Here is a 25,125-nt window from a genome sequence, read left to right as displayed (position 1 = left end):
CAGATGGGACCCGCGCGTGGATTTCGAGCTCAACGAGGACCAGCGGCTGTTCCGGCGGACCCTGCGCGAGTTCGTCGACAACGAGATCGTCCCGGTCGCCGCCGAATGGGAGCGCACCGGCCGCGACCCCGAGGAGATCGTCGAGGGCTTCCGGCGGCTCGGCCTGTTCGGCATCGCGGTGCCCGAGGAGTACGGCGGCCTCGGCCTGGACCGGGTGTCGTTCGCCCTGGTCTTCGAGGAGATCGCCCGCGGCTGGATGGGCGTGGCCGGCATCCTCGGCTCGCACTCGCTCACCACCTGGATGATCGCCCGGTACGGCACCGAGGAGCAGCGCTCGGCCTACCTGCCGGACCTGGCCACCGGCGCCCGGCGGACCGGCATCGCGCTCACCGAGCCCGGCGCGGGCACCGATCTGCAGGGCATCACCACCCGCGCGGTCCGGGACGGCGACGAGTACGTCGTGCACGGCACCAAGACGTGGATCACCAACGCCCGGCACGCCGACCCGCTGCCGGTGCTGGTGAAGACCTCGGTCACCGAGCCGGCGCACCGGGGCATGTCGGTGCTGCTGGTGGACGCCGACCGCGGGTTCACCGTCAGCCGCGACCTGCCCAAGCTCGGCTACAAGGGCACCGAGACCTGCGAGGTGGTGCTGGACGGCGTCCGCGTCCCCGCCTCGGCGCTCCTCGGCGAGGTGGAGGGCCGCGGCATGCAGCAGGTGCTGGCCGCGCTGGAGCTGGGCCGGCTCAACATCGCGGCCCGCGCGGTCGGGGTGTCGCAGTGCGCCTACGAGGCGGCGCTGAACTACTCCCGTGACCGGCAGGCGTTCGGCCGGCCGATCTCGGAGTTCCAGGCGATCCAGCTCAAGCTCGCCGACCTGGCCACCGAGATCCAGGCGGCCCGGTTGCTCACCTACTGGGCCGCCGTCCGCTCGGAGGCCGGCGCGGTGAACGCCGAGGCGGCGATGGCCAAGTACTTCGCCTCGGAGGTGGCGCTGCGCGCGACCATGGAGTCCATGCGGATCCACGGCGGCTACGGCTACTCGCAGGAGTTCGTGGTGGAACGCCTCTACCGGGACGCCCCGCTGATGGCGATCGGCGAGGGCACCAACGATGTGCAGCGCATGGTCATCGCCCGCGCGCTGCTGTCCGGCGCGGCGCGGGTCGGCTGGTGAGCGCCGCGGCGGGCGAGGCCTGCCTGTTCTGCCGGATCGTGGCCGGCGAGGTACCCGCGCAGGTGGTGCTGGCCGACGACACCGCGGTCGCCTTCCTGGACGTCCGGCCGGTGTTCAAGGGGCACGTCCTGGTGGTGCCCCGCGAGCACCACGAGACGCTGGCCGACCTGCCGGCCGAAGCGCTCGGGCCGTTCTTCGCCCGGGTGCAGGCGATCTCCCGGGCGGTGGAGCGCGGGCTCGGCGCGGCCGGCACGTTCGTGGCGATGAACAACAAGATCAGCCAGAGCGTCCCGCACCTGCACGCGCACGTGGTGCCGCGCAACCGCAAGGACGGCCTGCGCGGCTTCTTCTGGCCCCGGGTGAAGTACGACGGCGACGCCGACGCCGCGGCCCACGCCGCCCGCATCCGCGCCGCCCTCGCCGAGCTCTAGACCTCTGCCGCGCGGCGCCGTGGTGCGGCGGGGCCGTCTCCGCCGTCGTCGGATTTTCCGGGAACCGGGCGCGAACTGGTGGCAATCATCGGTGTCAGGACGGACGGCGAAAGGCACCAGATGCGACAGGAGAGCCGGGCGGTGACGCCACCTCGGCCCGCCGCCCCGGACGGGATCGACGACGCCGCGGTGATCGCAAGATCCCGCCACGACCCGGAACAGTTCGCCGCGCTGTTCGCCCGCCACGCGCCGGCGATCAAGCGGTACGTCATCAGGCGGCTGGGCCAGGACCCGGCCGAGGACATCGTGGCCGAGACCTTCACCCTGGCCTTCCAGCGCCGGGACTCCTACGACCCGGCCTACGGCGACGCGCGGCCGTGGCTGTACGGCATCACCACCAACCTCATGCGGCGCCACCGCCGGCAGGAGATCGGCATGTACCGGGCGCTGAGCCGGACCGGGGTCGACCCGGTGGTGGAGCCGTTCACCAATGAAGTCCACCGCAGGCTCGCGGCGGACGGGGAGCGGCGCCGGCTCGCCGCCGCGCTGGCGGGCCTGTCTCGGCCGCATCGGGACGCGCTGCTGCTGGTGACGTGGGGCGAGCTCAGCTACGAACAGGCCGCGCTGGCGCTCGGTGTCCCGTCGGGGACGGTGCGCTCGCGGGTCAGCCGGGCCCGGGCGAAACTGCGCCGGGTACTCGGCGGCATCGATCAGGCAGGCGAGAACGAAGGGAAGATCGGATGAACGAGCTCGAACTGGTCGGGCGCCTGCGGGACGAGGTTCCGCAACGGCCCGACGTGCGCGCCGAGGAGCAGCGCCTGCTCGCCGTGATCCGCGGCGGCGCGCCGTCCGGGCGGCTCGCGGCGGTGCGGCCGGCCCGCTCGGTGCGTCACCTGGGCTGGGGCTTGGCCCTGGCCGGGGCGGGGCTCGCGGCGGGCACGGTGGCCGTGCTGCAGGCCGGCGGGACGGGGGAGCCGGGGAACCGGCCGGCCGTCGCCGGACCGCAGGCGGCCCGGCCGCGTGGCGCGGCCGTCGTCCTGGAGAAGGCCGCGCTGATCGCCGCCAGTACCCAGGTGCCCGCCATCCGCCCGGACCAGTGGGTCTACCAGAAGGAGACGCAGCACTTCCCGGACGGCGATCTGCCGACGTTCGAGCATTGGAGCCGGGTGGACGGGAAGCAGGACGCCATCCGGGAGGAGGGTAGAGAACTCAAGGTCGGCAAGGCGGAGCAGGGGCCGATGAACCCCGCCAAGACCCAGCGCGACATCGACGCCCTGCCCACCGATCCGGACGACCTGCTCGCGCACTTCCGCGGTGAAGCCGGAGCGGATGCCTGGAAGGCGGTGTGCGGATTGGAATGCCCACCCGGGACCGAGGCGGACGCCAAGGCGTTCGGCAAGATCGGGTGGTACCTCAAATACGCTCCCATCATCCCGCCGGAGAAGACCGCGGCGATGTACCGCGCGCTGGCCAAGATCCCGCGCGTCGCGATCGAGGAGAACACCATGGACGGTGACGGTCGCCGGGGAATCGGCGTCGTGCTCGACCTCGGGACGTCGGAGAAGACTTACTACATCCTCGACTCCGGTGACTACCACTACCTCGGCATGAAGGCCGTCAGTGGCGACGGCACCATCGCCATGTCCGTGCTGAACTCCGGCGTCGTCGACAAGCCCGGCCAGGTGCCCTGACCGGGGCGCCGGACATCGATGGACCGGTGGTCCGGCCCGGCCGCGCGGTGCCGGGCCGGACCAGGCGCACCGGGGGCCGGCCGTCGACCGGGCCGGGGTTCCGGAGGGCCGGTGGCCGGGTCGGGCCGTACGGAGTGATGGCCGGGGCCGGTGATGTCGCCCGGACCGTTGGTGGCGGTCACCGCTGGTAGGCTCCGGCGGCGTGGAGCCGCTGCTCGCCGTGCCCGTCCTGGTGGTGCTCGCCGGGGTGCCCGCCGTGGTGCTGTGGCGGGTGCTGCGCGGCCGGCGCGAGCTCGGCACCGGCCCGGCCGAGCGGGCCACCTTCGAGACCCTGCACACCGCGTCGCTGGCCGGGCCGCCGCTGCGCGCCGGGCTGACCGCGGCCGGCGCGCAGAAGGCGTCCCGGCACCTGCGCGCGCTGCTCGGCTCGCCGGCCATCGCCATCACCGGCCGCGAGGAGCTGCTGGTGTACGACGGCGCCGGCGATCATCACGCCAGGCACGCGTTCGCCGCGGCCGCGGCGACGCTGCGCGACGGCCGCATCCAGGTGCTCGGCCCGGACGCGGTCGGCTGCGAGCGGCCCGAGTGCCCGGTGCGGTACGCCGTGGTGGTGCCGCTCACCACCGACGACCGGGTGGTGGGGTCGCTGGCCGCCTACGGCGACCACGCCTCGGCGGGGCTGGTGCGGGCGACCGGCGAGGTGGCCCGCTGGGTGGACTCCCAGCTGGAGCTGGCCGAGCTGGACCGCTCGCGCACCCTGCTGATGGAGGCCGAGGTGCGGGCGCTGCGCGCGCAGATCTCCCCGCACTTCATCTACAACTCGCTGACCACGATCGCGTCCTTCGTCCGCACCGACCCCGAGCGGGCCCGCGAGCTGCTACTGGACTTCGCCGACTTCACCCGCTACTCCTTCCGCCGGCACGGCGAGTTCACCACGCTGGCCGAGGAGCTGCGCTCGATCGACCGCTACCTGACCCTGGAGCGGGCCCGGTTCGGCGACGAGCTGCGGGTGACGCTGCGCATCGCGCCGGAGGTGCTGCCGGTCGCGGTGCCGTTCCTGTGCCTGCAACCGCTGGTGGAGAACGCCGTCCGGCACGGCCTGGAGAGCAAGGACGGGGCCGGGCACATCACGATCCTGGCCGAGGACGCCGGGGCCGAGTGCCTGATCAGCGTGGAGGACGACGGCGTCGGCATGGACCCCGAGCGGCTGCGGCGCATCCTGGCCGGCGACGCCGAGGAGCGGTCCGGGGCCGGCGGGGTCGGCCTGGCCAACGTGGACGAGCGGCTGCGCCAGGTCTACGGCGACGAGTACGGCCTGGTCGTGGAGACCGCCGAGGGGGCCGGCGCCCGGATCAGCGTCCGGGTGCCCAAGTACCGCAAGGGGGTCGCGGTGTGACGGCCGGCCGGCGGCGCGCGGGTTTCCGGACGTCTCCGTAAAGTTATCCGGGCAGGCCGCTGCACCCGTTGACTTCGGCTGTCTGATTCATCACGCTCAAGGGCATTCATGGGTGCGACAGGCAGGGAAAGTGACGTGACGGGCCTTCGTGTGCTGGCGGTGGACGACGAGCAGCCGGCGCTGGAGGACCTCGCCTACCTGCTGCGCGCCGATCCGCGCATCGGCGAGGTGGCCACCGCGCGGGACGGCGCCTCGGCGCTGAAGGTGCTCGACCGGGCGATGGCCGACGGCCGGCCGGTCGAGGCGGTCTTCCTGGACATCCGGATGCGCGGCCTGGACGGGGTGGTGCTGGGCCGGCTGCTGACCCAGTTCGCCCGGCCGCCGCGGGTGGTGTTCGTCACCGCCTACGAGGAGCACGCGGTGGACGCCTTCGAGTTGAAGGCGGAGGACTATCTGCTCAAGCCGGTGCGCCCGGAACGGCTGGCCGAGGCGATCCGCCGGGTCTGCGCGGCGGTCCCCGGCGGGGTGCCCGGCGCGGCCGCCGACGCCGATCCGGGGCCCGCCGGGCCGGACGCCGAGACGATCCCGGTGGAGCTGGCGGGGGTCACCCGGTTCGTGCTCAGCTCCGACGTGCGCTTCGTCGAGGCGCAGGGCGACTACGCCCGGCTGCACACCGCCACCGGCAGCCACCTGGTGCGCATCCCGCTCGCCGCGCTGGAGGACCGCTGGGCCGGTGCCGGGTTCGTCCGGGTGCACCGCAGCCACCTGGTGGCGCTCAAGCACATCGACGAGCTGCACATCGACTCCGGCCGCTGCACGGTGCGCATCGGCGACACCGAGATCCCGGTCAGCCGCCGGCACACCCGCGAGCTGCGCGACCTGCTGGTCCGCCGGGCCCGCAAGGGCCGCGCCGAATGAGCCCCGCGGGCGCCGGGTGATGGCCGAGCGGCAGCGCCGGCCGGCGCGCGAGCTGCGCGACCTGCTGTCGGCCGCCCGGGCGGCCGGCGGGGCCCAGGACGCCGAGACCGCCGGACGGGCGGCGTCCCGGCCGCCGGAGCGGCCGAAACGCGAGGTGGTGACCAGCCCGCGGACCACCGCGGCCCGCCGCCCGCGCTATCCGGCCACCCAGGAGATCGACGAGCAGACCCGGCTGGGCGAGGTGTACATGCGCTCGCTGGTGCGCACCCAGCTGCGGCTGGCGGTGTTCGTCTGCACGCTGCTCGGCTGCGTGGTCGGCGGCCTGCCGCTGCTGTTCCGGCTGGTCCCGGAGCTGCGCGAGCTGCGGCTGCTCGGCCTGCCGCTGCCCTGGCTGGTGCTCGGCGGGCTGATCTACCCCGGTTTTGTGGCCGGGGCCTGGCTGTACGTCCGGCAGGCCGAGCGCAACGAGCGGCACTTCGCCGACCTGGTCGAGCGCGAGTGACCCGGGCGGCGAGGTGAGCACCGGACTGGGACTGGCGGCCATCCTGGTGATCATGGTCGCCACGATCACCGTCGGCGCCTTCGGGCTGCGGCTGTCGCGCACCACCTCCGACTTCTACGTGGCCTCCCGGACGGTGTCGCCGCTGTGGAACGCCTCGGCGATCGGCGGCGAGTACCTGTCGGCCGCCTCGTTCCTCGGGGTGGCCGGGCTCATCCTCGCCTACGGCGCCGACATGCTGTGGCTACCGGTCGGCTGGACCGGCGGCTACCTGGTGCTGCTGGTCCTGGTGTCGGCCCCGCTGCGCCGGTCGGGCGCCTACACGCTGCCCGACTTCGCCGAGGCGCGGCTGGAGTCGATGACGGTGCGCCGGCTCGCCAGCGTGCTGGTGGTGCTGATCGGCTGGCTGTACCTGATGCCGCAGTTCCAGAGCGCCGGCCTGGTCTTCCGCACGGTCACCGGCGCGCCGTCCTGGGTCGGCGGCCTGCTGGTGGCCCTGGTGGTGATGATCAACGTGCTCTCCGGCGGCATGCGGTCGATCACCTTCGTGCAGGCCTTCCAGTACTGGCTGAAGCTGACCGCGCTGGCGTTGCCGGCGGTGTTCCTGCTGGTCGCCTGGCAGGGCAACGGCCGCCCCTCGCCCGGCGAGGACGCGCCGCCGGTGTTCGCAGCGGCCACCGCGGTGGCGGTCGGCGCCGACGTGTCGGTCAGGGTGGACCGGTCGGTGCGCGTCACCGTCACCGGCCAGGTGGACGGCCGGCGGGCCCGCGGCGAGCAGGTCACCCTGGCGCCGGGCACCCATACCTTCGGCCACGACTCGACGGTGACCTTCCCGGCCGGTGCCGCGGTGCCGCACCTGTCCGGGACGCCGGTGCTGACCGGGCACGAGTGGGCGCTGCCGCTGCACGGCCGCGAGCACCCGCTGTACGCGACGTACTCGCTGATCCTGGCGACCTTCCTCGGCACCATGGGCCTGCCGCACGTGCTGGTCCGCTTCTACACCAATCCCGACGGGCGGGCCGCCCGCCGCACCACGCTGGTGGTGCTGTCGCTGCTCGGCGCGTTCTACCTGCTCCCGGCGGTGTACGGCGCGCTGGGCCGCCTCTACACCCCCGAGCTTCTGATGACCGGGCGCACCGACGCGGTGGTGCTCACCCTGCCCGGCCGGCTGGCCGGCGGCACGGCCGGCGAGCTGCTCGGCGCGCTGGTGCTGGCCGGCGCGTTCGCCGCGTTCCTGTCCACCTCTTCGGGCCTGGCGGTGTCGGTCGCCGGGGTGATCGGGCAGGACATGCTGCGCGGCGGCGTGCCGTCGTTCCGGGTGGCCACTCTGCTGGCGGTGACCGTGCCGCTCGGCCTGGCGACGGCGGCCCGCTCGCTGTCGGTCGCCGACGTGGTCGGGCTGGCCTTCGCGGTGGCGGCCTCGTCGTTCTGCCCGCTGCTGGTGCTCGGCATCTGGTGGCGGCGGCTGACCACCAGCGGCGCGATCGCCGGGCTGCTGGCCGGCGGCGGGCTGGCCAGCGGCGCGGTGATCGCCGTCATCACCGGCGGGCCGTACGCGGGCTGGACCGGGGCGCTGCTCGCCCAGCCGGCCGCCTGGACGGTGCCGATCTCGTTCACCGTGATGATCGTGGTTTCGCTGCTCACCCCCGGGCGGGTGCCGCCCGGGGTGGCGCGCACCATGGTCCGGCTGCACGCGCCGGAGACGCTGGACCTGAACCGCGGCGACTGGCGGCCCCGCGACTGACCGGGCCGGTTACCGGCCGGCGCACCGCCGGTAACCGGTCTGGGGGCGGTGGCTCACCGGAGAAGCCCATCGACGAGGGCTCGCACGCCCTTGGCGTAGGTGTCACGGGCGGTCAGCTCTTCCCACCGCCCGGCCACCTCGCTCAGCCGGGGGAACTCCTCGGCGTCCAGCTCGGCGAACGCCCGCTCCCGGTAGGTGGTGCCGCCCTCCTGCCGCCGCCTGCGCGCCGCCGCCCGGCCGGCGATCTCACCCGCCGTGTAGTGCCAGATGATCCGGTACGCGTCCACGGCGTCCTCCACCGTCAGACCCGCGCGTACGGCGGCGTCGACGATCCGCTCCGGATACCACAGCGCTCCCACCGACAGCAGGTCGTCGGCTCTGAGCACGTCCACCGCCCACGGGCAGCCGGACACCGCCTCGTGCATGGCCATGGCGGCGGTCACCACGCGCTCGCGCGGATCCTCCGGCAGGTCGGGCCGGGGGAGCCCGGCCGCGTAGTCGTCGAGCAGCAGCAGGAGCAGTTCCTCCTTGTCGCGCACGTGATGGTAGAGCGCCATCGCGGTGGTGCCGACCTCTCTGGCCAGCCTGCGCATGGTGAGCGTGCCCACCCCGTCTTCCTCGATCACCCGGAGTGCGGCGGCCAGGATCTCCGCCCGGGAGATCCTGGGTGGCCTTCCGGTAGGCGTCGGCATCCTGCCATGCTACTTTCTATACATGTATAGAAACTGCTGGGTCGTCATGGTGCTCGCGTTCGCGGTGGCCGTAGGGACCCTCCAGATGACCGTCGTCGTGCCTCTGCTGCCGGGTCTCGAACGGCGGCTGCACGCCCCGTCCACCACCGTCTCCTGGACGCTCACCGCCGGGCTGCTGTCAGGCGCGGTCTCCATCCCGCTGCTGGCCCGGCTCGGCGACATGTACGGCCGGCGCTCGGTCTCGCTGGTCGCGCTCGGACTGCTCACCGCCGGTTCGATGCTCAGCGCGGTGGCGGGCACGTTGCCTCTGCTCATCGCCGGCCGGGTGTTGCAGGGGACGGCCGCGCCGCTGCTCCCGCTGGCCATGGGCCTGGTCAGGCAGGTGGTGCCCGGTCACCGGCTGCCGAGCGCGATCGGGGTGCTCAGCGCCACCATCGGGGTGGGGAGCGGCGGCGGCATGATCCTCGCCGGGCTGCTGGACGGAGACCACCGGACGGTGTTCTGGGCATTGGCCGGGCTGGCCGCCCTGAGCCTGGTGCTGGTATCGGCCGTGGTGCGGGAGACGCCCGCGCGAGGATCGGGAAGGCCGGACCTGGCCGGGGCGGCGCTGGTCGCGGGGTGGCTCGTCTGCCTGTTGCTGGCCATCAGCAAGGGCGCGGTCTGGGGCTGGACCTCGCCGTTGACGCTGGGGCTGCTCGCCGGAGCGGTGGTGATGGCGGCCGGCTGGGTCGCGACCGCCCGCCGTGCCGAGTGGCCGCTGATCGAGATCCCGATGCTGCTGCACCGGGCGACGGTGGGGGCGACCGTGGCGTCGTTCCTGCTGGGGTTCGCCCTGTTCGCCGCCATCACGACGGTGTCGGCGGTGGCCCAGGGCGCGCTCGGGGCCTCGGTACTGCAGGTCGGGATCTACCTGCTGCCGACGACGGTGCTGATGCTGGTGGTGTCCACGCTCGCGGGCCCCCTGATGCGCCGCTTCACCGCGTCGGCGCTGGTGGCGGCCGGCTCCGCGCTGGTGTCGGCCGCCGCCCTGTGGCTGGTGGTGTCCAGATCCTCGGGTGCGGATCTGTACGGGGCCGCGACGCTGCTGGGGCTGGGGGTCGGCCTCGGCTACGCGGCGCTCGGGACGATGGCCGTCGAGCACGTCGCACCCGCCAAGACCGCAGCCGCCGGCGGGGTGAACGCCCTGGTCAGGGTCGTGGGCAGCAGCGTGGCCGGGGCGGTGGGGGCGGCCGTGCTGTCGAGCGGGGGCGCCGGGTGGGCCTTTGGCGTCGCAACCGGGGCGGCCCTGCTGGCGGCGCTCTTCGCCGCCGTCCACGGAAGCTTCCCGCGGAAGGAACTGGCATGACGGACGAACGGCGCATCGTCGCCTGGGGTGACGAGCTGATCAAACTGCACGACGGCTTCCGCAGGGACCTGGCCGAACTGCGGTCGTCGCGGGCGGGCGCGGCGGACCTGCGGACGCACTGCCTGGCGTTCTGCGACGCCCTCCACGCCCACCACGAGGGCGAGGACAACGCACTCTTCCCGCATCTCGATGCCGGGCACCCCGAGCTGGCCGAGACCTTGACCCGGCTGCGCTCGGAGCACCGGGTGGTGGCCCGGCTCGTGGAGCGGATCAGGCGACTCCTCGACCACGGCGGCCCGGGGATCGGCGCGGAACTCGACCGGCTCGCCGCCGAACTGGAGGCCCACCTGGACTACGAGGAGGAGCAACTGGTCCCGATCCTCAATGAGATGGTGACCCTCCCCGAGGAGGTCTAGGTTCGGCGCACGGTAGCGGGAGCGAGGTGCCGGCGGATCGCCGGGTTCGGGCTTCGCTCTTCAGTGCCGGGTCTACCGAGGACTCGTGGGATTCCGCGCCGTTGTCACCGCGACCCACGGCGCTCGCCCATCGGTTGACCTGATCCGCGCGGTGGCCGCCCTGCCTGCGACGGGCCCGCCGGCCGGACCGCTCGTCGCGCGGAACGGGCCATTCGGCGCACCGCCCGTCCAGGTGACCGAGCCGTCCGAACTGCTCGGCGATGATGCGGCGCACACCCCCTATGCGCGCGGCGATGCCGTTCCTACGGTGAGGCGTGATTCAGATCACAACGTGGGAGGTCTTGTGACCACTCGACACGATGAATCATCGGTTTACGAACAGATGCAGGCGAATCCGGAGTTCCAGGAACTCCGCCGCCGCTACCGCAACTGGGCCTTCCCGGTGACCGTCGCCTTTTTTGTCTGGTACCTGCTGTATGTCATTCTGTCCGCCTGGGCGCGTGGCTTCATGGGCACCAAGGTGTTCGGCAACATAAACGTGGCGCTGATCTTCGGCGTGCTGCAGTTCGTCTCCACATTCCTCATCGCCTGGCTGTACGCCCGGCATGCCGACCGCAAGCTGGACCCGGTGTCCAGCCGGCTGCGCGCCGAGATCGAAGGGGACGCGGCCAATGAGTAACCAGACGCTGTCCATCACCCTTTTCCTGGTGTTCGTGTTCGCCACGCTCGGCATCACCTACTGGGCGAGCCGCAACACCAAGAGCGCCGCCGACTTCTACGCCGGCGGCCGGTCGTTCAGCGGCGTGCAGAACGGCCTGGCCATCGGCGGCGACTACATGTCGGCCGCGTCGTTCCTCGGCATCGCGGGCATCATCGCGCTGTCCGGCTACGACGGGTTCCTCTACTCGATCGGCTTCCTGGTCGCCTGGCTGGTGGCGCTGCTGCTGGTCGCCGAGCTGATGCGCAACTCCGGCAAGTTCACCATGGCCGACGTGCTGGCCTTCCGGATGAGCCCCCGCCCGGTGCGCACCGCGGCCGGCGTGTCCACCATCGTGGTCAGCATCTTCTACCTGCTGGCCCAGATGGTCGGCGCGGGCGCGCTGGTCGGCCTGCTGTTCGGCATCACCTCCGACGCCGGCAAGGCCGCCACCATCATCGTCGTCGGCCTGCTCATGATCGTCTACGTGGTGGCCGGCGGCATGAAGGGCACCACCTGGGTGCAGATCGTCAAGGCCGTGCTGCTGATGACCGGCGCCGCGCTGGTCACCCTGCTGGTGCTCGCCCATTCCGGCTTCAACCTCTCCAGCCTGCTCGGCGAGGCCGCCCAGCAGAGCGGCAAGGGCGAGGCGTTCCTCAACCCCGGCCTGAAGTACGGCACCGAGGCCGCCGGCCTGGCCGGCAAGCTCGACCTGATCAGCCTGGGCCTGGCCCTGGTGCTCGGCACCGCCGGCCTGCCGCACATCCTGATCCGCTTCTACACCGTGCCCACCGCCCGGGACGCCCGCAAGTCGGTCATCTGGGGCATCGGCATCATCGGGGTGTTCTACCTGCTCACCCTGGTGCTCGGCTTCGGCGCCGCCGCACTGGTCGGCAGCAAGGCGATCGCCGCGCAGAACAAGGCGGGCAACACCGCGGCGCCACAACTCGCCCAGAAGGTCGGCGAGATCATGTTCGGCGAGGTCGGCGGCACGGTCCTGCTGGCGATTATCGCGGCGGTGGCGTTCGCGACCATCCTCGCGGTGGTCGCCGGCCTGACGCTCGCCTCCTCGTCCAGCTTCGCGCACGACCTGTACGCCCACGTGTTCAAGAAGGGCACCGCCACCGAGCGGCAGGAGATCCGGGTCGCCCGGATCGCCGCCCTGGTGATCGGTATCGTCGCGATCGCGCTCAGCATCCCGGCGCAGAGCCTCAACGTGGCGTTCCTGGTCGCGCTGGCCTTCGCGGTGGCCGCGTCCGGCAACCTGCCGGCCATCCTGTACAGCCTGTTCTGGAAGCGGTTCAACACCGCGGGCGCGGTGTCGGCCATCTACGGCGGCCTCGGCTCCGCGGTGTTCCTGGTGTTCTTCTCGCCGGTGGTGTCCGGCAAGCCGACCTCGCTGATCTCGAGCGCGAACTTCGCCTGGTTCCCGCTGGAGAACCCGGGCCTGGTGTCCATCCCGATCGGCTTCCTGGCCGGCTACCTCGGCACCGTGCTGAGCAAGGAGCACAACGCCGCCAAGTACGCCGAGATCGAGGTGCGGTCCCTCACCGGGGCCGGCGCCGAGAAGGCGGTCCCGCACTAAGACCACGCGCCCGGCCCGTGCCGCCGTCCCCTCCCGGCGGGCGGGCCGGGCCCGGCGGGCGGGACTCCCGGCCGCGGGCCACTCCTCCAGCGGGCCCGCGGCCGGGTCACCGCCCGGGGGCCCTCCTCAGGCGACCACGGTCACCGGATGGCGCACCACCGCGTCGAAGTGGTAGCCGAGATCGTTGGGCCCGGACGCCAGGGGTTGCCGGGCCCCGGTGGCGTCGGTCGCCCGCGCCATCAGTTCGGCCGGCCCCGGCGCGCCGGGCGTCCAGCCCAGCCGCCAGCGGGTCCACGACCGTCCGGCATCACCGGCCGGTGGCCGCAGCAGCTCGGCCGCGCGCCAGACCCGGCCGCCGTCCACGCTGACCTCGACCCGGATCACCCGGCCGTGCCCCGACCATGAGCGGCCGTGCAGCACCTGCGGGGCGAACGCACGCAGCCGGGCGGGCCAGGGCAGCTCGAACGCGCTCTTGACCACCTGCTCGGCCAGCGCGGCGTCCGGGCCGGCCGGATGGCCCGGTCCGGTCATCAGGTAGAACTCGGTGGTCCACGGCGAGGACAGCGGGGCGCAGGACACCTCGATGTCACCGAGCCACTTGATGGAGGCGACCCCGCTCCAGCCGGGCACCACCAGCCGGGCCGGGAACCCGTGGTCGGGCGGCAGCGGCCGGCCGTTCATCTCGTAGGCCACCAGCACGTCGTCCAGCGCCTTGCCGATCGGCAGCGGGCGCCGCACCCGCCCGTGGTCGACGCCGTCCTCGACGTACGACGCGTCCAGGCCGCGCGGCATCACCGCGACCGCCGCCGGCCGCACCCCGGCCAGCTCCAGGAGCACCCGCAGCGGCACGCCGCGCCACCGGGCCACCCCGATGGCGCCCAGGCCCCACGGGATCCCGGGGTAGTCGGTTCCGCGCTGCGCGGAGAAGTGCGCCCGGCCGTTGCCCGCGCATTCGATGGCGATGTCGGCGACGGTGGCCGGCAGCGCGCGCAGCTCGTCGTAGGTGATCGCGCGTGGCGCGGGCAGGCCGTCGCCGTGCAGGCGCAGCCGCCAGGCGGCGGCGTCGATGAGCGGGGTGGCGGTGTGGTTGCGGACGAAGAACCGGTCGGTCGGGGTGTGGTGCCCCTGGCCGCGCATGGCCGCCCAGCGGGTCTCGGCACTGGCGCCGTGCACGACGAACACCTCCGGCGGCAGCGGCTTGAGGATGGCGGACGGGATCGCGGTCGCGGCCGCCGCGCCGGTCGTCCGATGGTCGAGGTCCATGGGGCCACCTCCCTCTACTGATCCCATATTACCTACCCGTAATAAGGGATATGCAAGCCGGGCCAGGCCGCCCGCGCGCCATCCCGGTCAGGCCCGGTTCAGGAATGCCAGCAGCCGCTCCACCGGCCAGGCGTTGATCACGTCCTCGGCGGTCAGCCAGCCGCGCTGCGCCACCCCCACCCCGAATCGCAGGTTGGCCAGGTGCGGCACCGCATGGGAATCGCTGTCGATGGAGAACTTCACCCCGTGGTGCCGCGCCCGCCGCACCAGGTCCGAGGGCAGGTCGGCCCGGTCGGGGTAGGCGTCGATCTCCAGCGCGGTACCGGTGCGCGCCGCCGCCGCGAAGACCGCGTCCCAGTCGGCGTCCACCGGCTCCCGCCGGCCGATCTTGCGGGTGGTGGGATGCCCGATCACGTGCACGTGCGGGTTCTCGCAGGCGGCCACGAACCGGCGGGTCATCTCCGCGCGCGGCTGGGTGAAGTGCGAGTGCACCGACGCCACGGTCACGTCGAACCCGGCCAGCACCTCGGCCGGCCAGTCCACCGCGCCGTCCGGGCCGATGTTCAACTCGGTGCCGTGCAGCAGCCGCATCCCCGGGTAGGCCGGCTGCAACTCGGCCAGCGCGGCCCGCTGCTCCAGCGCCTTGTCCAGCGTCATCCGCTGCATGACCAGATCCGGCGCATGATCGGTCACCGCGTAGTACGCGTACCCGAGCCGGGCCGCCGCCGCGACCATGTCCGCCAGCGGCGCGATCCCGTCGGTGAGATTCGTATGGGTGTGCAGGTCCCCGCGCAGATCATCCAACGTGACCAGGTCGGGCAGCTCACCGCGCAGCGCCGCCGCCACCTCCCCGGTGTCCTCGCGCAGCGGCGGCGGAATCCACGGCATGCCGAGCGCCTGGTAGATCTCCTCCTCGGTGGCCGCGGCGATCACCCGGTCGCCCTCGAACAGACCGTACTCCGACAGCTTCCAGCCACGCTTGACGCACATCTCGCGCAGCCGCACGTTGTGCTCCTTGGACCCGGTGAAGTACTGCATCGCCGCGCCCCACGACCCGGCGGGCACCAGCCGCAGGTCCACCTGCATGCCCTCCCGGGTGCGCACCGAGGTCTTGCGCTCGCCGCTCGCGATCACCTCCGCGACGTACGGCTGCCGCCGGAAGTGCTCCATCAGGCTCGGCGGCCCCACCGCCAGGATGTCGATGTCGCCGACCGTCTCCTTCATCCGGCGCACCGACCCCGCGCAGGCCACCCGCTCGGCGGGCAGCGAGGCGATGACCCGCTCGGCCAGGTCCATCGCCACCCCGAGGTGCACCCGGCCGCCGGCCTGGCGCAGCTGCTCGACGCCCTTGAGGAGGTTCTCCTCGCTCTTGGCGCCGAACCCGCGCACCCCGGCCAGCCGGCCCGCGCCGATCGCCGCCGCCAGCGCCTCGGGGGAGTCGATGCCCAGCTCGCGGTAGAGGAAGATCGCCCGCTTCGGCCCCAGCGACGGCACCCGGGTCAGCCGGCGCACCCCCTCGGGCACCTCGGCCCGCAGGTCGTCCAGCTGGCGGAAGCCGCCGCGGCTCAGGAACTCCTCCACCTTCTTCGCGATCGCCTCGCCGACCCCGGGCACCCGCCGCACGTTCACCTGGGAGATGTCCTCGGGGTGGCCGGCGATCGCCTTGGCCGCCTTCTGGTAGCTGCGCACCCGGAACGCGTCGCCGCCGGTCATGGCGAACAGGTCGGCGTACTCCGTTAGCGCCGCCGCCACCTCGTCGTTAGCCCTGCCCACGAGATCAGCCTAAGCCTCCCGCCTCCCCGGCCGCCCACGTCCCCGGCCGCCCGTTCACCGGCCGGGCCGCCGGGTCGGCCCGCCCGGCTCGACCGTCACCGGGAACGGCCGGTCCAGGACCCCCGTCCCGCGGGCCGGCACGAGCCGCGGATCGAGGTTCGGTATTTACGGATGTCCTTTTCATTGCCTTTGGTAAAGCACCCACCTAAGATCAACGAGGACTTGATCTTCATCGGGAGGGAGACCCCAATGACCGGTCGGCTACCGGCCCTGGGACGGCGTGTGGGTGTGGTGCTGAGCGCGGCATCGCTCGCGGTGAGCACGGGTGTGCTCGGGATGGGCACCGCGCACGCCGCTTACAGCGAGTGCAACTCCAGCCCGCAGCGGCTCTGCCTGTGGGACGGGTCCAACGGAACCGGGGCGAAGTACGAGTACGGCGGAGATTGGTCGGGCTGCGTCAACGTGGTATCGACCTGGAACGACCGGATCAGCTCGGCCTACAACCGGATGTCGATACCCGTCACGCTGTACCAGCACGCCAACTGCTCTGGCGGCATCTCATATTTCCGGCAGGGTATCTCCGGCAACGTCGGCGGCGGCATCGGCAACAAGGTCACGTCGATCTGGTTCGGCTACTAGCGGGGCCGGCCGTCGGGCGCGTCGCTCCCTGGTCCGCCGGACCGCGGGGAGGACGCGCCGGCGGGTCGCGGCGGAACGCCTGCCAGGCGGATCTGGCGGAGACGGCGGCAGCGCACTCCGTCAGCGCCGCCGCCACCTCGTCACCGGCCCCGCCCACGAGATCATCCTGAGCCTTCCATCTTCCCGCCCGCCCCCGCTCACCGGCCGGGCCGCCGGGCCAGCCCGCCCGGCTCGACCGTCACCGGGAACGGCCGGTCCAGCACCGCCGACCCGCCCGCCACGATCTCGGTGACCCGCCGGTACCCGCCGTTCGCGAGCTCGAAGACGATCACCCGGATCGCCGGCTCGTCCATCCGGACGACCCAGTAGGACGGGATGCCCAGCCCTGCGTACACCCCGCACTTGGTGACCATGTCGCGGGTGATGGCGTCCTTCCCGGTGATCTCCACCGCGAGCAGGACGTCGCCGCCGACCAGCAGCTCGTAACCGCCCTCGGTGGCCGCCCCGGGGATCACCGCGACGTCCGGGCTGAGATACCCGCCGCGGGCGCTCGGCACCGCCACGTCCACCGGTCCGATCGCCACCGCGTCCACCCCGGCCGCCTCGGCGGCGTCGTTCAGCAGGTTCATCAGCCGGTAGGCCACCAGCTGGTGCCCGGGCGAGGGGGAGTTCATCACGATGAGGTTTCCGTCCTCGATCTCGTACCGGAAGCCCTCCGGGAGATCCCGGGTCTCCTCCCTGGTCCAGGGGCGGTCCGCCCGGTGCTGATCGAATTCGATGGTCATGGTCACAGGGTAGGTCCTCCGTTCGCGCGCACGAGGTAGGCCGTGAACGGCCACCGCCTGGTCGGGCGTCCGGCGTGAGCCGGGTAAGGGGGCGGCCGACGGGTCCGCCGCCTCGGAGGGGGAGTGGTGAAGTCGCACGACCGCAGATATACCACCGACAGCGAGTGATCGGGTACTCAACGTGATGAAGTCAATGGCGGAACGGCCCGCGGCGCGTCGGCCGGCCGGATGGATTCACCGGCACCGGTGCGTCCGGGCCGGAATCCAGGAGTGGCATCCCGGCCCGGACGCCGTCAGTGCTGGACGGGGCGGGCCTGGTAGGGCTCGGCCAGGTAGGCGAGTTCCTTGTCGGTCAGCGTGAGGGTGGTGGCGGCGATCGCGTCGTCCACGTGCGACTCCTTGGTGGCGCCGACGATCGGCGCGGTCACCCCTGGCTGGGCGAGCAGCCAGGCCAGCGCCACCTGGGCGGCCGGCACCTCGCGGGCGGCGGCGGTCTCGGCCACCCTGGCCAGCACGTCGGCGTCGCCCGGCCCGCCGTAGAGCTGCTCGATCCGCGCGTCGGTGCCGGCCCGGGTGGTGGCGGCGCCCGACCCGGCCCGGGCCAGCAGGCCGCGCGCCAGCGGGCTCCACGGGATCAGCCCGACCCCCTGGTCCCGGCACAGCGGGATCATCTCCCGCTCCTCCTCGCGATAAAGAAGATTGTGGTGATTTTGCATGGATGCGAACTTTGTCCAGCCGTGCGTCTCGGCGACGTGCTGGGCCTTGGCGAACTGCCAGGCGTACATGCTGGAGGCGCCGATGTAGCGGGCCTTGCCGGCCCGGACCACGTCGTGCAGTGCCTCCATCGTCTCCTCGATCGGCGTCTGGTCGTCCCACCGGTGGATCTGGTACAGGTCCACGTGGTCGGTGCCCAGCCGGCTCAGCGAGTCGTCGATCGCGGCGTGGATGTGCTTGCGTGACAGCCCGCCGTCGTTGGCGCCCTCGCCCATCGGGAAGTACACCTTGGTGGCCAGCACGTAGTCGTCCCGGCGCGGGAACAGCCGGCGCAACAGTCGGCCGGTCACCTCCTCGCTGGTGCCCTGCGAGTAGACGTCGGCGGTGTCGAAGAAGGTGACGCCCGCCTCGGCCGCCTTGCGCACCAGCGGCTCGGCCGCATCCTCGTCCAGCACCCAGTCCTGCCAGCGTGCCGGGTCCCCGAAACTCATCATGCCGAGACACACCCGCGACACCTTCAGCCCGGTCGACCCAAGCCGCACATACTCCATAGTCAATCCTCCCGTGACCTCTCCCGCCGGCCCAGCCTACGACCGCCCCCCGCTACCGGAGATCACGGGGGAGGGCGAGCACCCGTCCCGCCACCGGAAGCACGGCCGACAGCCGACGGGCGCACATACGTCCCACCGGCCGGATCGGTGATCAGGCTGGACGAGAACCGGTGTGCAGCCGGTGGCGGGCGAGGTCGCTGGCCGCTCGCGCCGGGGTGTGGCCGTGGCGCTGTGCGGTGTCAAGCAGGTGGTCCACCGTGTCGGCGATGGCGTCCACCCGGGCTGCGGCCTCGTCCGGGTCGAGGTGGTTAAGTTCGGTGCTGACGGCGTTGATGACCCCGCCCGCGCCGGCGACGTAGTCTGGCACCCAGATGATGCCGCGCCCGTGCAGCAGGTCGGCGACGTCCGGGGTGGCGAGCTGGTCGTTGGCCGGTCCCGCAACTGCCCGGCAGCGGAGTTCGGCCACGGTCCGCCGGGTCAGGACCGAGCCGAGCGCCGCGGGGACCACGATGTCCACGTCCGCGGCGAGGATGTCGCCGGGAGCCAGCCAGCCGGCGCCGAGCTCGCCGGCGAGTTCCCGCTTGGCCGGGTCGACGTCGGTGACCGTCAGGACGGCGCCTTCGGCGGCCAGCAGCCGGGCGAGGCCGGCCCCGACCCGGCCCAGGCCGATGATGGCGAGCCTGCGGCCGTCCAGCGTCGGGGTGCCGTACAGCCGGCGGCCGACGGCCCGGAGCGCGGCGAGCGCTCCCCGCGCGGTGTGCGGTGAGGAGTCGCCGCTGCCGCCCAGCCGGGCCGGGCGGCAGAACACGTGCGGGGTGGTCTCCCCGATCACCGCCATGTCCTCGGCGCCGGTTCCGACGTCCGGCCCGGTGGCGTACATCCCGCCGAGCGAGTCGATGACGTCCGCCACGTCGTGCAGCACGTCGCGCCGCTCGCCGTCGTTCGGTTCCCTGCCTTCCGGCAGGGCCACGACGGTCTTCCCGCCGCCGCTGGACAGCCCGGCCACCGCGAACTTCGCCGTCATCCCCGCCGACAGGCGAAGGGCGTCGGTGAGGCCGTCCCGCCAGTCGGGGTAGTGCCAGAGCCGGAGGCCGCCGGCCGCTGGGCCGAGCGCCGTCGAGTGCACCGCCACGATCACCGGCAGCCGGGAGCGCCGGCCGGTACGGATCGTCACCTGCTCATGGTCGAGCATCCGTTCGTCCTTCCATCTGCCTGGCTTGACGATGCAATGCTGGACGGGTGACTGATCGTTCGCCAGCGTGACCGATCGTTCGGCCGGAATCGGCTACGGTTACCGACCGTGGATGAACTTGATTCGGAGATCGTCCGGTTGCTCCAGACGGATGCGCGGCAGTCGAACCGCGAGCTGGCCCGGCAGCTGGGCATCGCCCCCTCGACCTGCCTGGAGCGGGTCCGGGCGCTGCACCGCCGGGGCGTCATCCGCGGCTACCACGCGGAGATCGATCCGGCCGCACTCAACCGCGGCGTCCAGGCGCTGGTCTCGGTGCAGGTTCGTCCGCTCAGCCGGGCCGTCATCGACGGCTTCAAGGGGTTCGCCAGCGGCCTGCCGGAGGTCCTGCACACCTTCGTGCTCTCCGGCGGCGACGACTTCCTGCTGCACGTCGCCGTCCAGGACCTCGACCACCTGCACGCCTTCCTCACCGACCGGCTCAGCAAGCGCGGCGAGATCATCGGCTTCCGCACCTCGGTCATCTTCCAGCAGGTCAGCAACACCGTCCCCACCCGGCTCCCGGCCCCTGAGTAGCGGCGGGCCCGCATCACCGAGCGGTCTTGAGTCGAGTGCCGACCGCCCGTTCCAGCGAGGGGCCGGGATCGCTCAAGCGAGCAGCCCAGGTGTTGGGGCCCACTACGCCGTCGACCAGCAGGCCGTGCCATTCTTGGAAAGCCTCGACGGCCCTGCTCGTGGCGGGTCCGAATACGCCGTCCGCATCTCCCGCTGTGATCTCCCAGCGGTTCGGAGCGTAGTCCGTCAAGACGGTCTGGAGTCGTTCGACCATGTCGCCTTTCGCACCGTCGCGGAGTAGCGGCAGATTCTCCCCGATGGGCAGCGCCTTGCGGGTCGCCGACCCATATCTGCCGTCCGCGACCAGTCCGTTGGCCTGCTGGAAGGCACGCAACGCGCGTTCGGTCTCCCGCCCGAAAAGCCCATCCGCCACGATCGAGGTCTCACCGATCCGGCCAAGGGCCGACTGCAGCCGGCGCACTGCGGCGCCTTGGTCGCCGAACTGCAGCAAGCGCACCCGGGGCGCGGGGATCGGCTCGATGGGAGCCGCCTGACCCAGTTGACCGCTCTGCAGCAGCCGCAGCATGTGAAGGTTCATGACATAGACCTGATGGCTGAGCTGGTCAAGCCGCTGCCCTATCGGCGGGACCTGTTCGATGCGCCGGAAGCGCACGCTCGTCTCGCCTTTCTCCCGCGCCGTTTCGTGGCCGAGGTCGCGCATGAACTGGTCCAGCGCGCGCCCGATGGCCGCGTAGTCCTCATACAGTTCCTCGAGTCGCCGCCGGGTGCCCGTCCCGAAGTACACCTGCGTGAGAGCCGAGCTGCGATTCAGATTGTCGCTCCAGGTCAGCAGCACTTCGCGGTAGTGTTCGCGCGCCTCGGCGAGCCCAGCGGCCGCGCCGTCCGCAGCTTGCCGCTTGGCGGCCCAGAACACCAGGCGCATGCGGTAAAGGCGTCTGTCGAGCAGGCTGCTGATCTCCTCGAACGTCTTGCTCGCCTGTTCACGTTCACGTTCACGCTGCTGGATCTTGTACTGGTGTGCCCAGGAACGCCGCTGGAAGAAGTAGCCGAGAAGCCCGCCCAGCACGGTCGTCAGGATGAAGCCGAGCCCCAGCAGAACCAACTGATCGGTCACCGTGATCACCTCCAGGCAGGCTTGCCGACCTCCGCCGTGGCAGCCGAGGAGGACACAGAGACATCGCGCGGCGGACCGGAAGTGTTAGTGACGCGATGGGCGCCCCGAAGCGCGTGCCGGGGCGCCCGTCGCGTGCTCACGATCCGACGACGCGCGACTCGGATTCGTGCCGACCGTCTTCCTGGGCGCCGACCGGGTCGTGCTCCGGGTGGGTCGCCGGCGGCGGGGGGCGATCAGGTGCCGGCGGGCTGGTAGGTGGCGATGAGGACGCCGGTGGGGGTCACCGTGGAGTCGGCCAGCCGGAAGGCGGACAGGTCCGAGCCGGAGTCCGCGAACAGCCGGCGGCCCGACCCGAGGGTCAGCGGGTGGATCAGGAGCAGCAGCTCGTCGACCAGGCCGTGCGGCAGCAGCGACCTGACCAGCTCCCCGCTGCCGAACACCACCAGGTTCGCGGCCGACTCCCGCCGGAGGGCGGCGACCGCGGCGACCGCGTCGCCGTCCAGCAGGGTGGAATGCTGCCAGGGCAGCGGCCCGGCCAGCGTGGTGGAGGCCACGTACTTGCGCACCCGGTTCAGGGCCTCGGTGAACGGGTTCGGCGCCTGCCGCGGCCAGTGGTCGGCGAAGCGCTGGTAGGTCGTCCGGCCCGCCAGCAGGGACCACTCAGTCGACATGCGGGCGCCCATGGCGGCCTGCATGGCCGGGTCCTGGCACCGGGCCGCCCAGCCGCCGTGCCGGAAGCCGCCCCGGGTGTCCTCCTCGGGATGGCCGGGCGCCTGCATGACGCCGTCGAGCGTGAGGTGTTCGATCGCGATGACCTTGCCCATGTCCGTGATCCCTTCGGTGATCTTCTTCCGGAACCGTCGCCGGCTCTCGCCGACTACACGAACGGCGAGCCGCCGGATCGACGGGACGAGGACGACTCGGTCGACCGGCCGTCGGCGGGCAGGATGCGGTGACGGGGCGCTGGTGCGCGGGTGGGTGCGATTCCTCACATCGGGCGCACGACCGTAAAGGTTTGCAACCTTCGTCAAAACCTCTTCGAATGCCAAGGTACGGAAAAAGCGCATGTTAAGGGGGATGAAATGATGAGTCAGCTGCGACCCGGATCCGTCCTGGCGGCCACCGGTGCCACCTCGCTGATGCTGGCCGGCCACCTCGTTCTCCGCCGGCAGTGGGGCCGGCCGGACGCGGTGGGGGCCTGCTGCCCGGGGTCGGTGGGCGGTACCGGGCCTCCCGGCCTGGGGGAGTCGCCGGACGTCGGCCATATGCATTGTCCGTTCGCCCTTGACCTGTGCCACGAGCTGCGCTCCCCGCTCGCCGCGCTGCGCGCCGAGCTGGAGGTGGCCGGGATGGATCCCGGGCAGGCCGACCTCCACGCGCTGCTGGGCGCCTCGCTGCGCGCGGTGGGCCGGATGGAGGCGGTCATCACCGACCTGCTGGAATTCGCCCGCCGGCAGCAGGACGCTCCGGAACCGTCCGAACCGGTGGACCTGGCCGTACTGGTGGCCGCGGAGGTCGCCGACCGCTCCGACCGCCTGCCGGTGACCCTGCGGCTGGACGAGGGGGTGAGCGTGCACGCGGTACGCGAGCTGATATGCCGGGTGCTGATCAACCTGCTGGACAATGCCCAGCGCCACGCCCGGCAGGCGGTTGAGGTGCGGGTGCGCCGGGACGGTGACACGGCCGAGCTGGCCGTCGGCGACGACGGTGCCGGGGTCGCCGCGGCCGACCGGCGGCGGATCTTCGAGCGCTTCACCAGGCTGGAGGAGGCCCGCCGGCTGGACGGGCGGGGAAGCGGCCTCGGCCTGGCCATCGCCCACGACATCGTCCGCGCGCACGGCGGCGGCGTGCACGTCACCCGGTCACCGGCCGGCGGCGCGCTGTTCGTCGTACGGCTGCCCGCCGTCCCGCCCGGCCGCTGAGACCGGGCGGCCCGCCGTTCTCGTACGGCCGCCGTCCTCGTGCGGCCGCCGTCCTCGTGCGGCCACCGGCATCCGGCGGTCCCGGCATCCGGCGGTCCCGGCCTCCGCCCGGCCACCGGCCCGGTGCGGTTCATCGCCGGGCAACGTCGAGCAACTGCGAGGAACACCCTTGCTAGATCGTTTCGCCCGTTCTTACCTTCAGACCATGGGTTTACACGGGTTCTTGAGCACCGCGCCGGAGCCGGCGTCATGAGGGTCCACGACCGGTCGGGACGGCAGCCGGCGACCACGGCCGCCCGCCGGTTGAACCGCGTACTGGAGCAGTTCGGCATCACCGCCGAGGTGCACGAAGGTCAGGGCATCGCCCTGGTCGCCATCTGCGCCGACCTGGTCGCCTGGACCGACGGGCGCTGCTATTTCTGGTGGTCGGGCACGGTGTCGTCGAGCACCGGCCGCCGCGTCTACAACTACTGCCCGGCCGACGACACGGTGACCACCGCGCGGCGGCTGGCCGACCGGTACGCCGAGCTCCGCCCCGGCCGCCCGGCCCCGCCGCCGGTGCCGGTGCCGCCGGTCCTTGAACGGCCCGCTCCCGGCGCGGCCGGGACGCCGCCGGTGCCGCCCTGGCCGGCGGGCGCCGAGGAGGCGAGTTGACCGGCGCGGCGAGCACACCGCGCGACCCGGCGCGGGCCGGCCACCCGGCAGTGCGCCGGCTGCGCGCCGCGGTGGAGGCGGTGATGGAGAGCGAGCGCCGCCGGCGCCGCGCCGAGGCGATGATGCATAGCTGGCGGCTCAGCCGGGCCGACCTGGACCTGGCCGCCCGGGCGCTGGGCGCGCCGCCCATCTCCGACGAGGAGTGGATCGCCGTCCAGGACGGCCGCGGCCGGCGCTGACCGTCGCGGCCCGCCGGTCCGCCCGGCGGCGGGCCGGCCGCCGGCGAGATCAGATCCAGTCGCGGCGGCGGAAGATCAGATACAGGATCGAGGACACCGTCACGATCAGCACCGACGACGTCCAGAACCCGTCGTCCCGGGAGAAGCCGGGGAAGGGGATGTTCTGCCCGTAGAAGCCGGTGATGAGGGTGGGCACCGCGATGATCGCGGCCCAGCTCGTCACCCGCTTCATGATGTCGTTCATCCGGTAGCCCTGCAGGTTGAGGTGGGTCTCGTAGACGTTGCCGACCAGCTCGCGCAGCGACTCGGTCCACTCCGAGACGCGCAGCACGTGGTCGTAGATGTCCTGGTAGTACGGCACCAGATCCGGGTCGACCACCCGCAGGTCGCGGCGGATCAGCGTGTTGACCACCTCGCGCATCGGCACGACCACCCGGCGGAACCGCACGGTGGTGCGCCGGACGTCGAACATCTGCCGCTGCATGTCCCGGCGGTCGCCGGTCTGCTCGGCGAACAGCCGGTCCTCCAGCGCCTCGACCCGGTCGTCCAGCTCCTGGGCGACGTCGAAGTGGCCGTCCACCACGTAGTCGAGCAGGCCGTGCAGCAGGAACGCCACGCCGTGCCGGGTCAGGTGCGGGGTCGCGTCCCAGCGCGCCACGATCGCGTCGATGTCGCAGGAGTCGTTCGCCCGCACGGTGACCAGCGCGTTGCGGGTGACGAAGACGGAGACCTCGGTGAGGACCAGGCCGCCCGCCTCGTCCAGCCGGACCGCGTAGACGGTCAGGAACAGGTGGCTCTCGTAGATGTCGAGCTTGGGCCGCTGGTGCGGGTGCAGGGCGTCCTCGATGGCCAGCGGGTGCAGGCCGAGTTCCTCGCTGATCAGCCCCAGCTGCTCGGGGGACGGCGCGCACAGGTCGAACCACACCGTCGCGGCCGGGTCCTTGATGTGCTCGGAGACCTCCTCGATCGGGAAGCCCTCGGCCCGCAGGGCACCGTCGCGGTAGAGCCGGGTACGCACCATGACGCACCAGCGTAGAGCCCTGCCCGGCCGGTCCCGGCGGGACGCCCCGGATCGGCGACGCCGCCGGTTCCGACGGGCCACGCGCCGGCTGCCCGGC

At 72.5% G+C, this 25,125-nt stretch carries 26 protein-coding genes; 17 read left to right on the top strand and 9 right to left on the bottom strand.

Annotated features, from left to right (window positions below; translation table 11 throughout):
• Nucleotides 1-16: 16 nt before the first annotated feature.
• The 8 genes from Sru01_RS17920 (at nt 17) to Sru01_RS17885 (ending at nt 7,853) form a co-directional block, all read left to right on the top strand.
• Complete coding sequence (locus Sru01_RS17920; protein WP_203987031.1) at nt 17-1,174, top strand: acyl-CoA dehydrogenase family protein; 1,158 nt, start codon at nt 17-19, stop codon at nt 1,172-1,174.
• The gene (locus tag Sru01_RS17915) at nt 1,171-1,605 is read left to right on the top strand and encodes an HIT family protein (RefSeq protein WP_239137517.1); all 435 of its coding nucleotides are present in this window, start codon (nt 1,171-1,173) and stop codon (nt 1,603-1,605) included. Before Sru01_RS17920 ends, Sru01_RS17915 begins: the two co-directional genes overlap by 4 nt.
• A 141-nt stretch (nt 1,606-1,746) precedes the next feature.
• On the top strand, nt 1,747-2,349 hold the full coding sequence (locus Sru01_RS17910) for an RNA polymerase sigma factor (protein ID WP_307812043.1): 603 nt from the start codon (nt 1,747-1,749) through the stop codon (nt 2,347-2,349).
• On the top strand, nt 2,346-3,296 hold the full coding sequence (locus Sru01_RS17905) for a CU044_5270 family protein (RefSeq protein WP_203987012.1): 951 nt from the start codon (nt 2,346-2,348) through the stop codon (nt 3,294-3,296). Before Sru01_RS17910 ends, Sru01_RS17905 begins: the two co-directional genes overlap by 4 nt.
• A 202-nt stretch (nt 3,297-3,498) precedes the next feature.
• Complete coding sequence (locus tag Sru01_RS17900) at nt 3,499-4,692, top strand: sensor histidine kinase (RefSeq protein ID WP_203987009.1); 1,194 nt, start codon at nt 3,499-3,501, stop codon at nt 4,690-4,692.
• Nucleotides 4,693-4,827: 135 nt separating this feature from the next.
• Entirely contained in the window at nt 4,828-5,610 is a 783-nt protein-coding gene (locus Sru01_RS17895; RefSeq protein WP_203986996.1) for a LytR/AlgR family response regulator transcription factor, read from the top strand.
• 19 nt (nt 5,611-5,629) lie between these two features.
• Complete coding sequence (locus Sru01_RS17890; protein WP_203986994.1) at nt 5,630-6,112, top strand: hypothetical protein; 483 nt, start codon at nt 5,630-5,632, stop codon at nt 6,110-6,112.
• Between the two features lie 52 nt (nt 6,113-6,164).
• Entirely contained in the window at nt 6,165-7,853 is a 1,689-nt protein-coding gene (locus Sru01_RS17885) for a sodium/solute symporter (protein ID WP_373869527.1), read from the top strand.
• A 53-nt stretch (nt 7,854-7,906) separates the two neighbouring features.
• On the opposite strand, the gene Sru01_RS17880 is transcribed toward Sru01_RS17885, so the two are convergent.
• On the bottom strand, nt 7,907-8,545 hold the full coding sequence (locus Sru01_RS17880) for a TetR/AcrR family transcriptional regulator (RefSeq protein WP_203986988.1): 639 nt from the start codon (nt 8,543-8,545) through the stop codon (nt 7,907-7,909).
• 22 nt (nt 8,546-8,567) lie between these two features.
• Here Sru01_RS17880 and Sru01_RS17875 point away from each other — a divergent pair, with 22 nt between their 5' ends.
• The 4 genes from Sru01_RS17875 (at nt 8,568) to Sru01_RS17860 (ending at nt 12,588) form a co-directional block, all read left to right on the top strand.
• A complete protein-coding gene (locus tag Sru01_RS17875) occupies nt 8,568-9,890 on the top strand; it encodes an MFS transporter (RefSeq protein WP_203986985.1) in 1,323 nt (440 codons plus the stop codon).
• Nucleotides 9,887-10,306 (top strand): hemerythrin domain-containing protein, encoded by a 420-nt coding sequence (locus Sru01_RS17870; protein WP_203986981.1) that lies wholly within the window; start codon nt 9,887-9,889, stop codon nt 10,304-10,306. The genes Sru01_RS17875 and Sru01_RS17870 overlap by 4 nt, the downstream gene beginning before the upstream one ends.
• Before the next feature lie 85 nt (nt 10,307-10,391).
• Nucleotides 10,392-10,985 (top strand): DUF485 domain-containing protein, encoded by a 594-nt coding sequence (locus tag Sru01_RS36475; protein ID WP_307812042.1) that lies wholly within the window; start codon nt 10,392-10,394, stop codon nt 10,983-10,985.
• Complete coding sequence (locus tag Sru01_RS17860; protein ID WP_203986978.1) at nt 10,978-12,588, top strand: monocarboxylic acid transporter; 1,611 nt, start codon at nt 10,978-10,980, stop codon at nt 12,586-12,588. Before Sru01_RS36475 ends, Sru01_RS17860 begins: the two co-directional genes overlap by 8 nt.
• Nucleotides 12,589-12,714: 126 nt before the next feature.
• Here Sru01_RS17860 and Sru01_RS17855 read toward each other — a convergent pair whose 3' ends face one another.
• Together Sru01_RS17855 and polX are read right to left on the bottom strand one after the other, a co-directional pair.
• Nucleotides 12,715-13,851, bottom strand: coding sequence for a sulfite oxidase (locus tag Sru01_RS17855; RefSeq protein WP_239137516.1), 1,137 nt, complete (start codon nt 13,849-13,851; stop codon nt 12,715-12,717).
• An 87-nt stretch (nt 13,852-13,938) separates the two neighbouring features.
• Complete coding sequence (gene polX, locus Sru01_RS17850) at nt 13,939-15,624, bottom strand: DNA polymerase/3'-5' exonuclease PolX (protein WP_203986960.1); 1,686 nt, start codon at nt 15,622-15,624, stop codon at nt 13,939-13,941.
• A gap of 315 nt (nt 15,625-15,939) precedes the next feature.
• Between polX and Sru01_RS17845 the strand changes: the two genes are divergently transcribed.
• On the top strand, nt 15,940-16,263 hold the full coding sequence (locus Sru01_RS17845) for a peptidase inhibitor family I36 protein (protein WP_203986957.1): 324 nt from the start codon (nt 15,940-15,942) through the stop codon (nt 16,261-16,263).
• Nucleotides 16,264-16,460: 197 nt separating this feature from the next.
• Here the strand turns inward: Sru01_RS17845 and Sru01_RS17840 are convergent, their stop codons facing one another.
• From Sru01_RS17840 to Sru01_RS17830, 3 genes are all read right to left on the bottom strand, one after another.
• Nucleotides 16,461-17,048, bottom strand: a complete 588-nt coding sequence (locus tag Sru01_RS17840; RefSeq protein ID WP_203986954.1) for a Uma2 family endonuclease — start codon at nt 17,046-17,048, stop codon at nt 16,461-16,463.
• Between the two features lie 293 nt (nt 17,049-17,341).
• Nucleotides 17,342-18,313 carry an aldo/keto reductase gene (locus Sru01_RS17835; protein ID WP_203986949.1) on the bottom strand — a complete coding sequence of 324 codons (972 nt, stop codon included), beginning with the start codon at nt 18,311-18,313 and terminating at the stop codon, nt 17,342-17,344.
• A 151-nt stretch (nt 18,314-18,464) separates the two neighbouring features.
• Entirely contained in the window at nt 18,465-19,505 is a 1,041-nt protein-coding gene (locus tag Sru01_RS17830; RefSeq protein ID WP_203986933.1) for a Glu/Leu/Phe/Val dehydrogenase dimerization domain-containing protein, read from the bottom strand.
• 108 nt (nt 19,506-19,613) lie between these two features.
• Here Sru01_RS17830 and Sru01_RS17825 point away from each other — a divergent pair, with 108 nt between their 5' ends.
• Nucleotides 19,614-20,078, top strand: coding sequence for an Lrp/AsnC family transcriptional regulator (locus Sru01_RS17825; RefSeq protein ID WP_203986930.1), 465 nt, complete (start codon nt 19,614-19,616; stop codon nt 20,076-20,078).
• 13 nt (nt 20,079-20,091) lie between these two features.
• On the opposite strand, the gene Sru01_RS17820 is transcribed toward Sru01_RS17825, so the two are convergent.
• Together Sru01_RS17820 and Sru01_RS17815 are read right to left on the bottom strand one after the other, a co-directional pair.
• On the bottom strand, nt 20,092-21,192 hold the full coding sequence (locus Sru01_RS17820; RefSeq protein WP_203986927.1) for a peptidoglycan-binding domain-containing protein: 1,101 nt from the start codon (nt 21,190-21,192) through the stop codon (nt 20,092-20,094).
• A gap of 233 nt (nt 21,193-21,425) precedes the next feature.
• Nucleotides 21,426-22,016, bottom strand: coding sequence for a dihydrofolate reductase family protein (locus Sru01_RS17815; RefSeq protein WP_203986924.1), 591 nt, complete (start codon nt 22,014-22,016; stop codon nt 21,426-21,428).
• A 261-nt stretch (nt 22,017-22,277) separates the two neighbouring features.
• Here Sru01_RS17815 and Sru01_RS17810 point away from each other — a divergent pair, with 261 nt between their 5' ends.
• The 3 genes from Sru01_RS17810 (at nt 22,278) to Sru01_RS17800 (ending at nt 24,007) form a co-directional block, all read left to right on the top strand.
• Complete coding sequence (locus Sru01_RS17810; protein ID WP_203986921.1) at nt 22,278-23,114, top strand: sensor histidine kinase; 837 nt, start codon at nt 22,278-22,280, stop codon at nt 23,112-23,114.
• Between the two features lie 249 nt (nt 23,115-23,363).
• Nucleotides 23,364-23,768, top strand: a complete 405-nt coding sequence (locus Sru01_RS17805; RefSeq protein WP_203986918.1) for a hypothetical protein — start codon at nt 23,364-23,366, stop codon at nt 23,766-23,768.
• The gene (locus tag Sru01_RS17800; RefSeq protein WP_203986915.1) at nt 23,765-24,007 is read left to right on the top strand and encodes a hypothetical protein; all 243 of its coding nucleotides are present in this window, start codon (nt 23,765-23,767) and stop codon (nt 24,005-24,007) included. Before Sru01_RS17805 ends, Sru01_RS17800 begins: the two co-directional genes overlap by 4 nt.
• A 49-nt stretch (nt 24,008-24,056) precedes the next feature.
• Here Sru01_RS17800 and Sru01_RS17795 read toward each other — a convergent pair whose 3' ends face one another.
• Nucleotides 24,057-25,028: a magnesium transporter CorA family protein gene (locus Sru01_RS17795; protein ID WP_203986912.1), complete on the bottom strand. Its 972-nt coding sequence runs from the start codon at nt 25,026-25,028 to the stop codon at nt 24,057-24,059.
• Between the last annotated feature and the right edge of the window lie 97 nt (nt 25,029-25,125).

The organism is Sphaerisporangium rufum (assembly GCF_016863395.1).
GTDB lineage: Bacteria > Actinomycetota > Actinomycetes > Streptosporangiales > Streptosporangiaceae > Sphaerisporangium > Sphaerisporangium rufum.
This window is presented reverse-complemented; position numbering and strand designations above follow the sequence as displayed.

Coding starts and splice junctions, on each gene's coding strand:
- Sru01_RS17815 (WP_203986924.1), bottom strand. CDS start 22,016: ATGGGCAAGGTCATCGCGATCGAACACCTCACGCTCGACGGCGTCATG.
- Sru01_RS17805 (WP_203986918.1), top strand. CDS start 23,364: ATGAGGGTCCACGACCGGTCGGGACGGCAGCCGGCGACCACGGCCGCC.
- Sru01_RS17875 (WP_203986985.1), top strand. CDS start 8,568: ATGTATAGAAACTGCTGGGTCGTCATGGTGCTCGCGTTCGCGGTGGCC.
- Sru01_RS17810 (WP_203986921.1), top strand. CDS start 22,278: ATGAGTCAGCTGCGACCCGGATCCGTCCTGGCGGCCACCGGTGCCACC.
- Sru01_RS17840 (WP_203986954.1), bottom strand. CDS start 17,048: ATGACCATCGAATTCGATCAGCACCGGGCGGACCGCCCCTGGACCAGG.
- Sru01_RS17795 (WP_203986912.1), bottom strand. CDS start 25,028: ATGGTGCGTACCCGGCTCTACCGCGACGGTGCCCTGCGGGCCGAGGGC.
- Sru01_RS17880 (WP_203986988.1), bottom strand. CDS start 8,545: ATGCCGACGCCTACCGGAAGGCCACCCAGGATCTCCCGGGCGGAGATC.
- Sru01_RS17890 (WP_203986994.1), top strand. CDS start 5,630: ATGGCCGAGCGGCAGCGCCGGCCGGCGCGCGAGCTGCGCGACCTGCTG.
- Sru01_RS17830 (WP_203986933.1), bottom strand. CDS start 19,505: ATGCTCGACCATGAGCAGGTGACGATCCGTACCGGCCGGCGCTCCCGG.
- Sru01_RS17905 (WP_203987012.1), top strand. CDS start 2,346: ATGAACGAGCTCGAACTGGTCGGGCGCCTGCGGGACGAGGTTCCGCAA.
- Sru01_RS17885 (WP_373869527.1), top strand. CDS start 6,165: ATGGTCGCCACGATCACCGTCGGCGCCTTCGGGCTGCGGCTGTCGCGC.
- Sru01_RS17855 (WP_239137516.1), bottom strand. CDS start 13,851: ATGGACCTCGACCATCGGACGACCGGCGCGGCGGCCGCGACCGCGATC.
- Sru01_RS17870 (WP_203986981.1), top strand. CDS start 9,887: ATGACGGACGAACGGCGCATCGTCGCCTGGGGTGACGAGCTGATCAAA.
- Sru01_RS17860 (WP_203986978.1), top strand. CDS start 10,978: ATGAGTAACCAGACGCTGTCCATCACCCTTTTCCTGGTGTTCGTGTTC.
- Sru01_RS17835 (WP_203986949.1), bottom strand. CDS start 18,313: ATGGAGTATGTGCGGCTTGGGTCGACCGGGCTGAAGGTGTCGCGGGTG.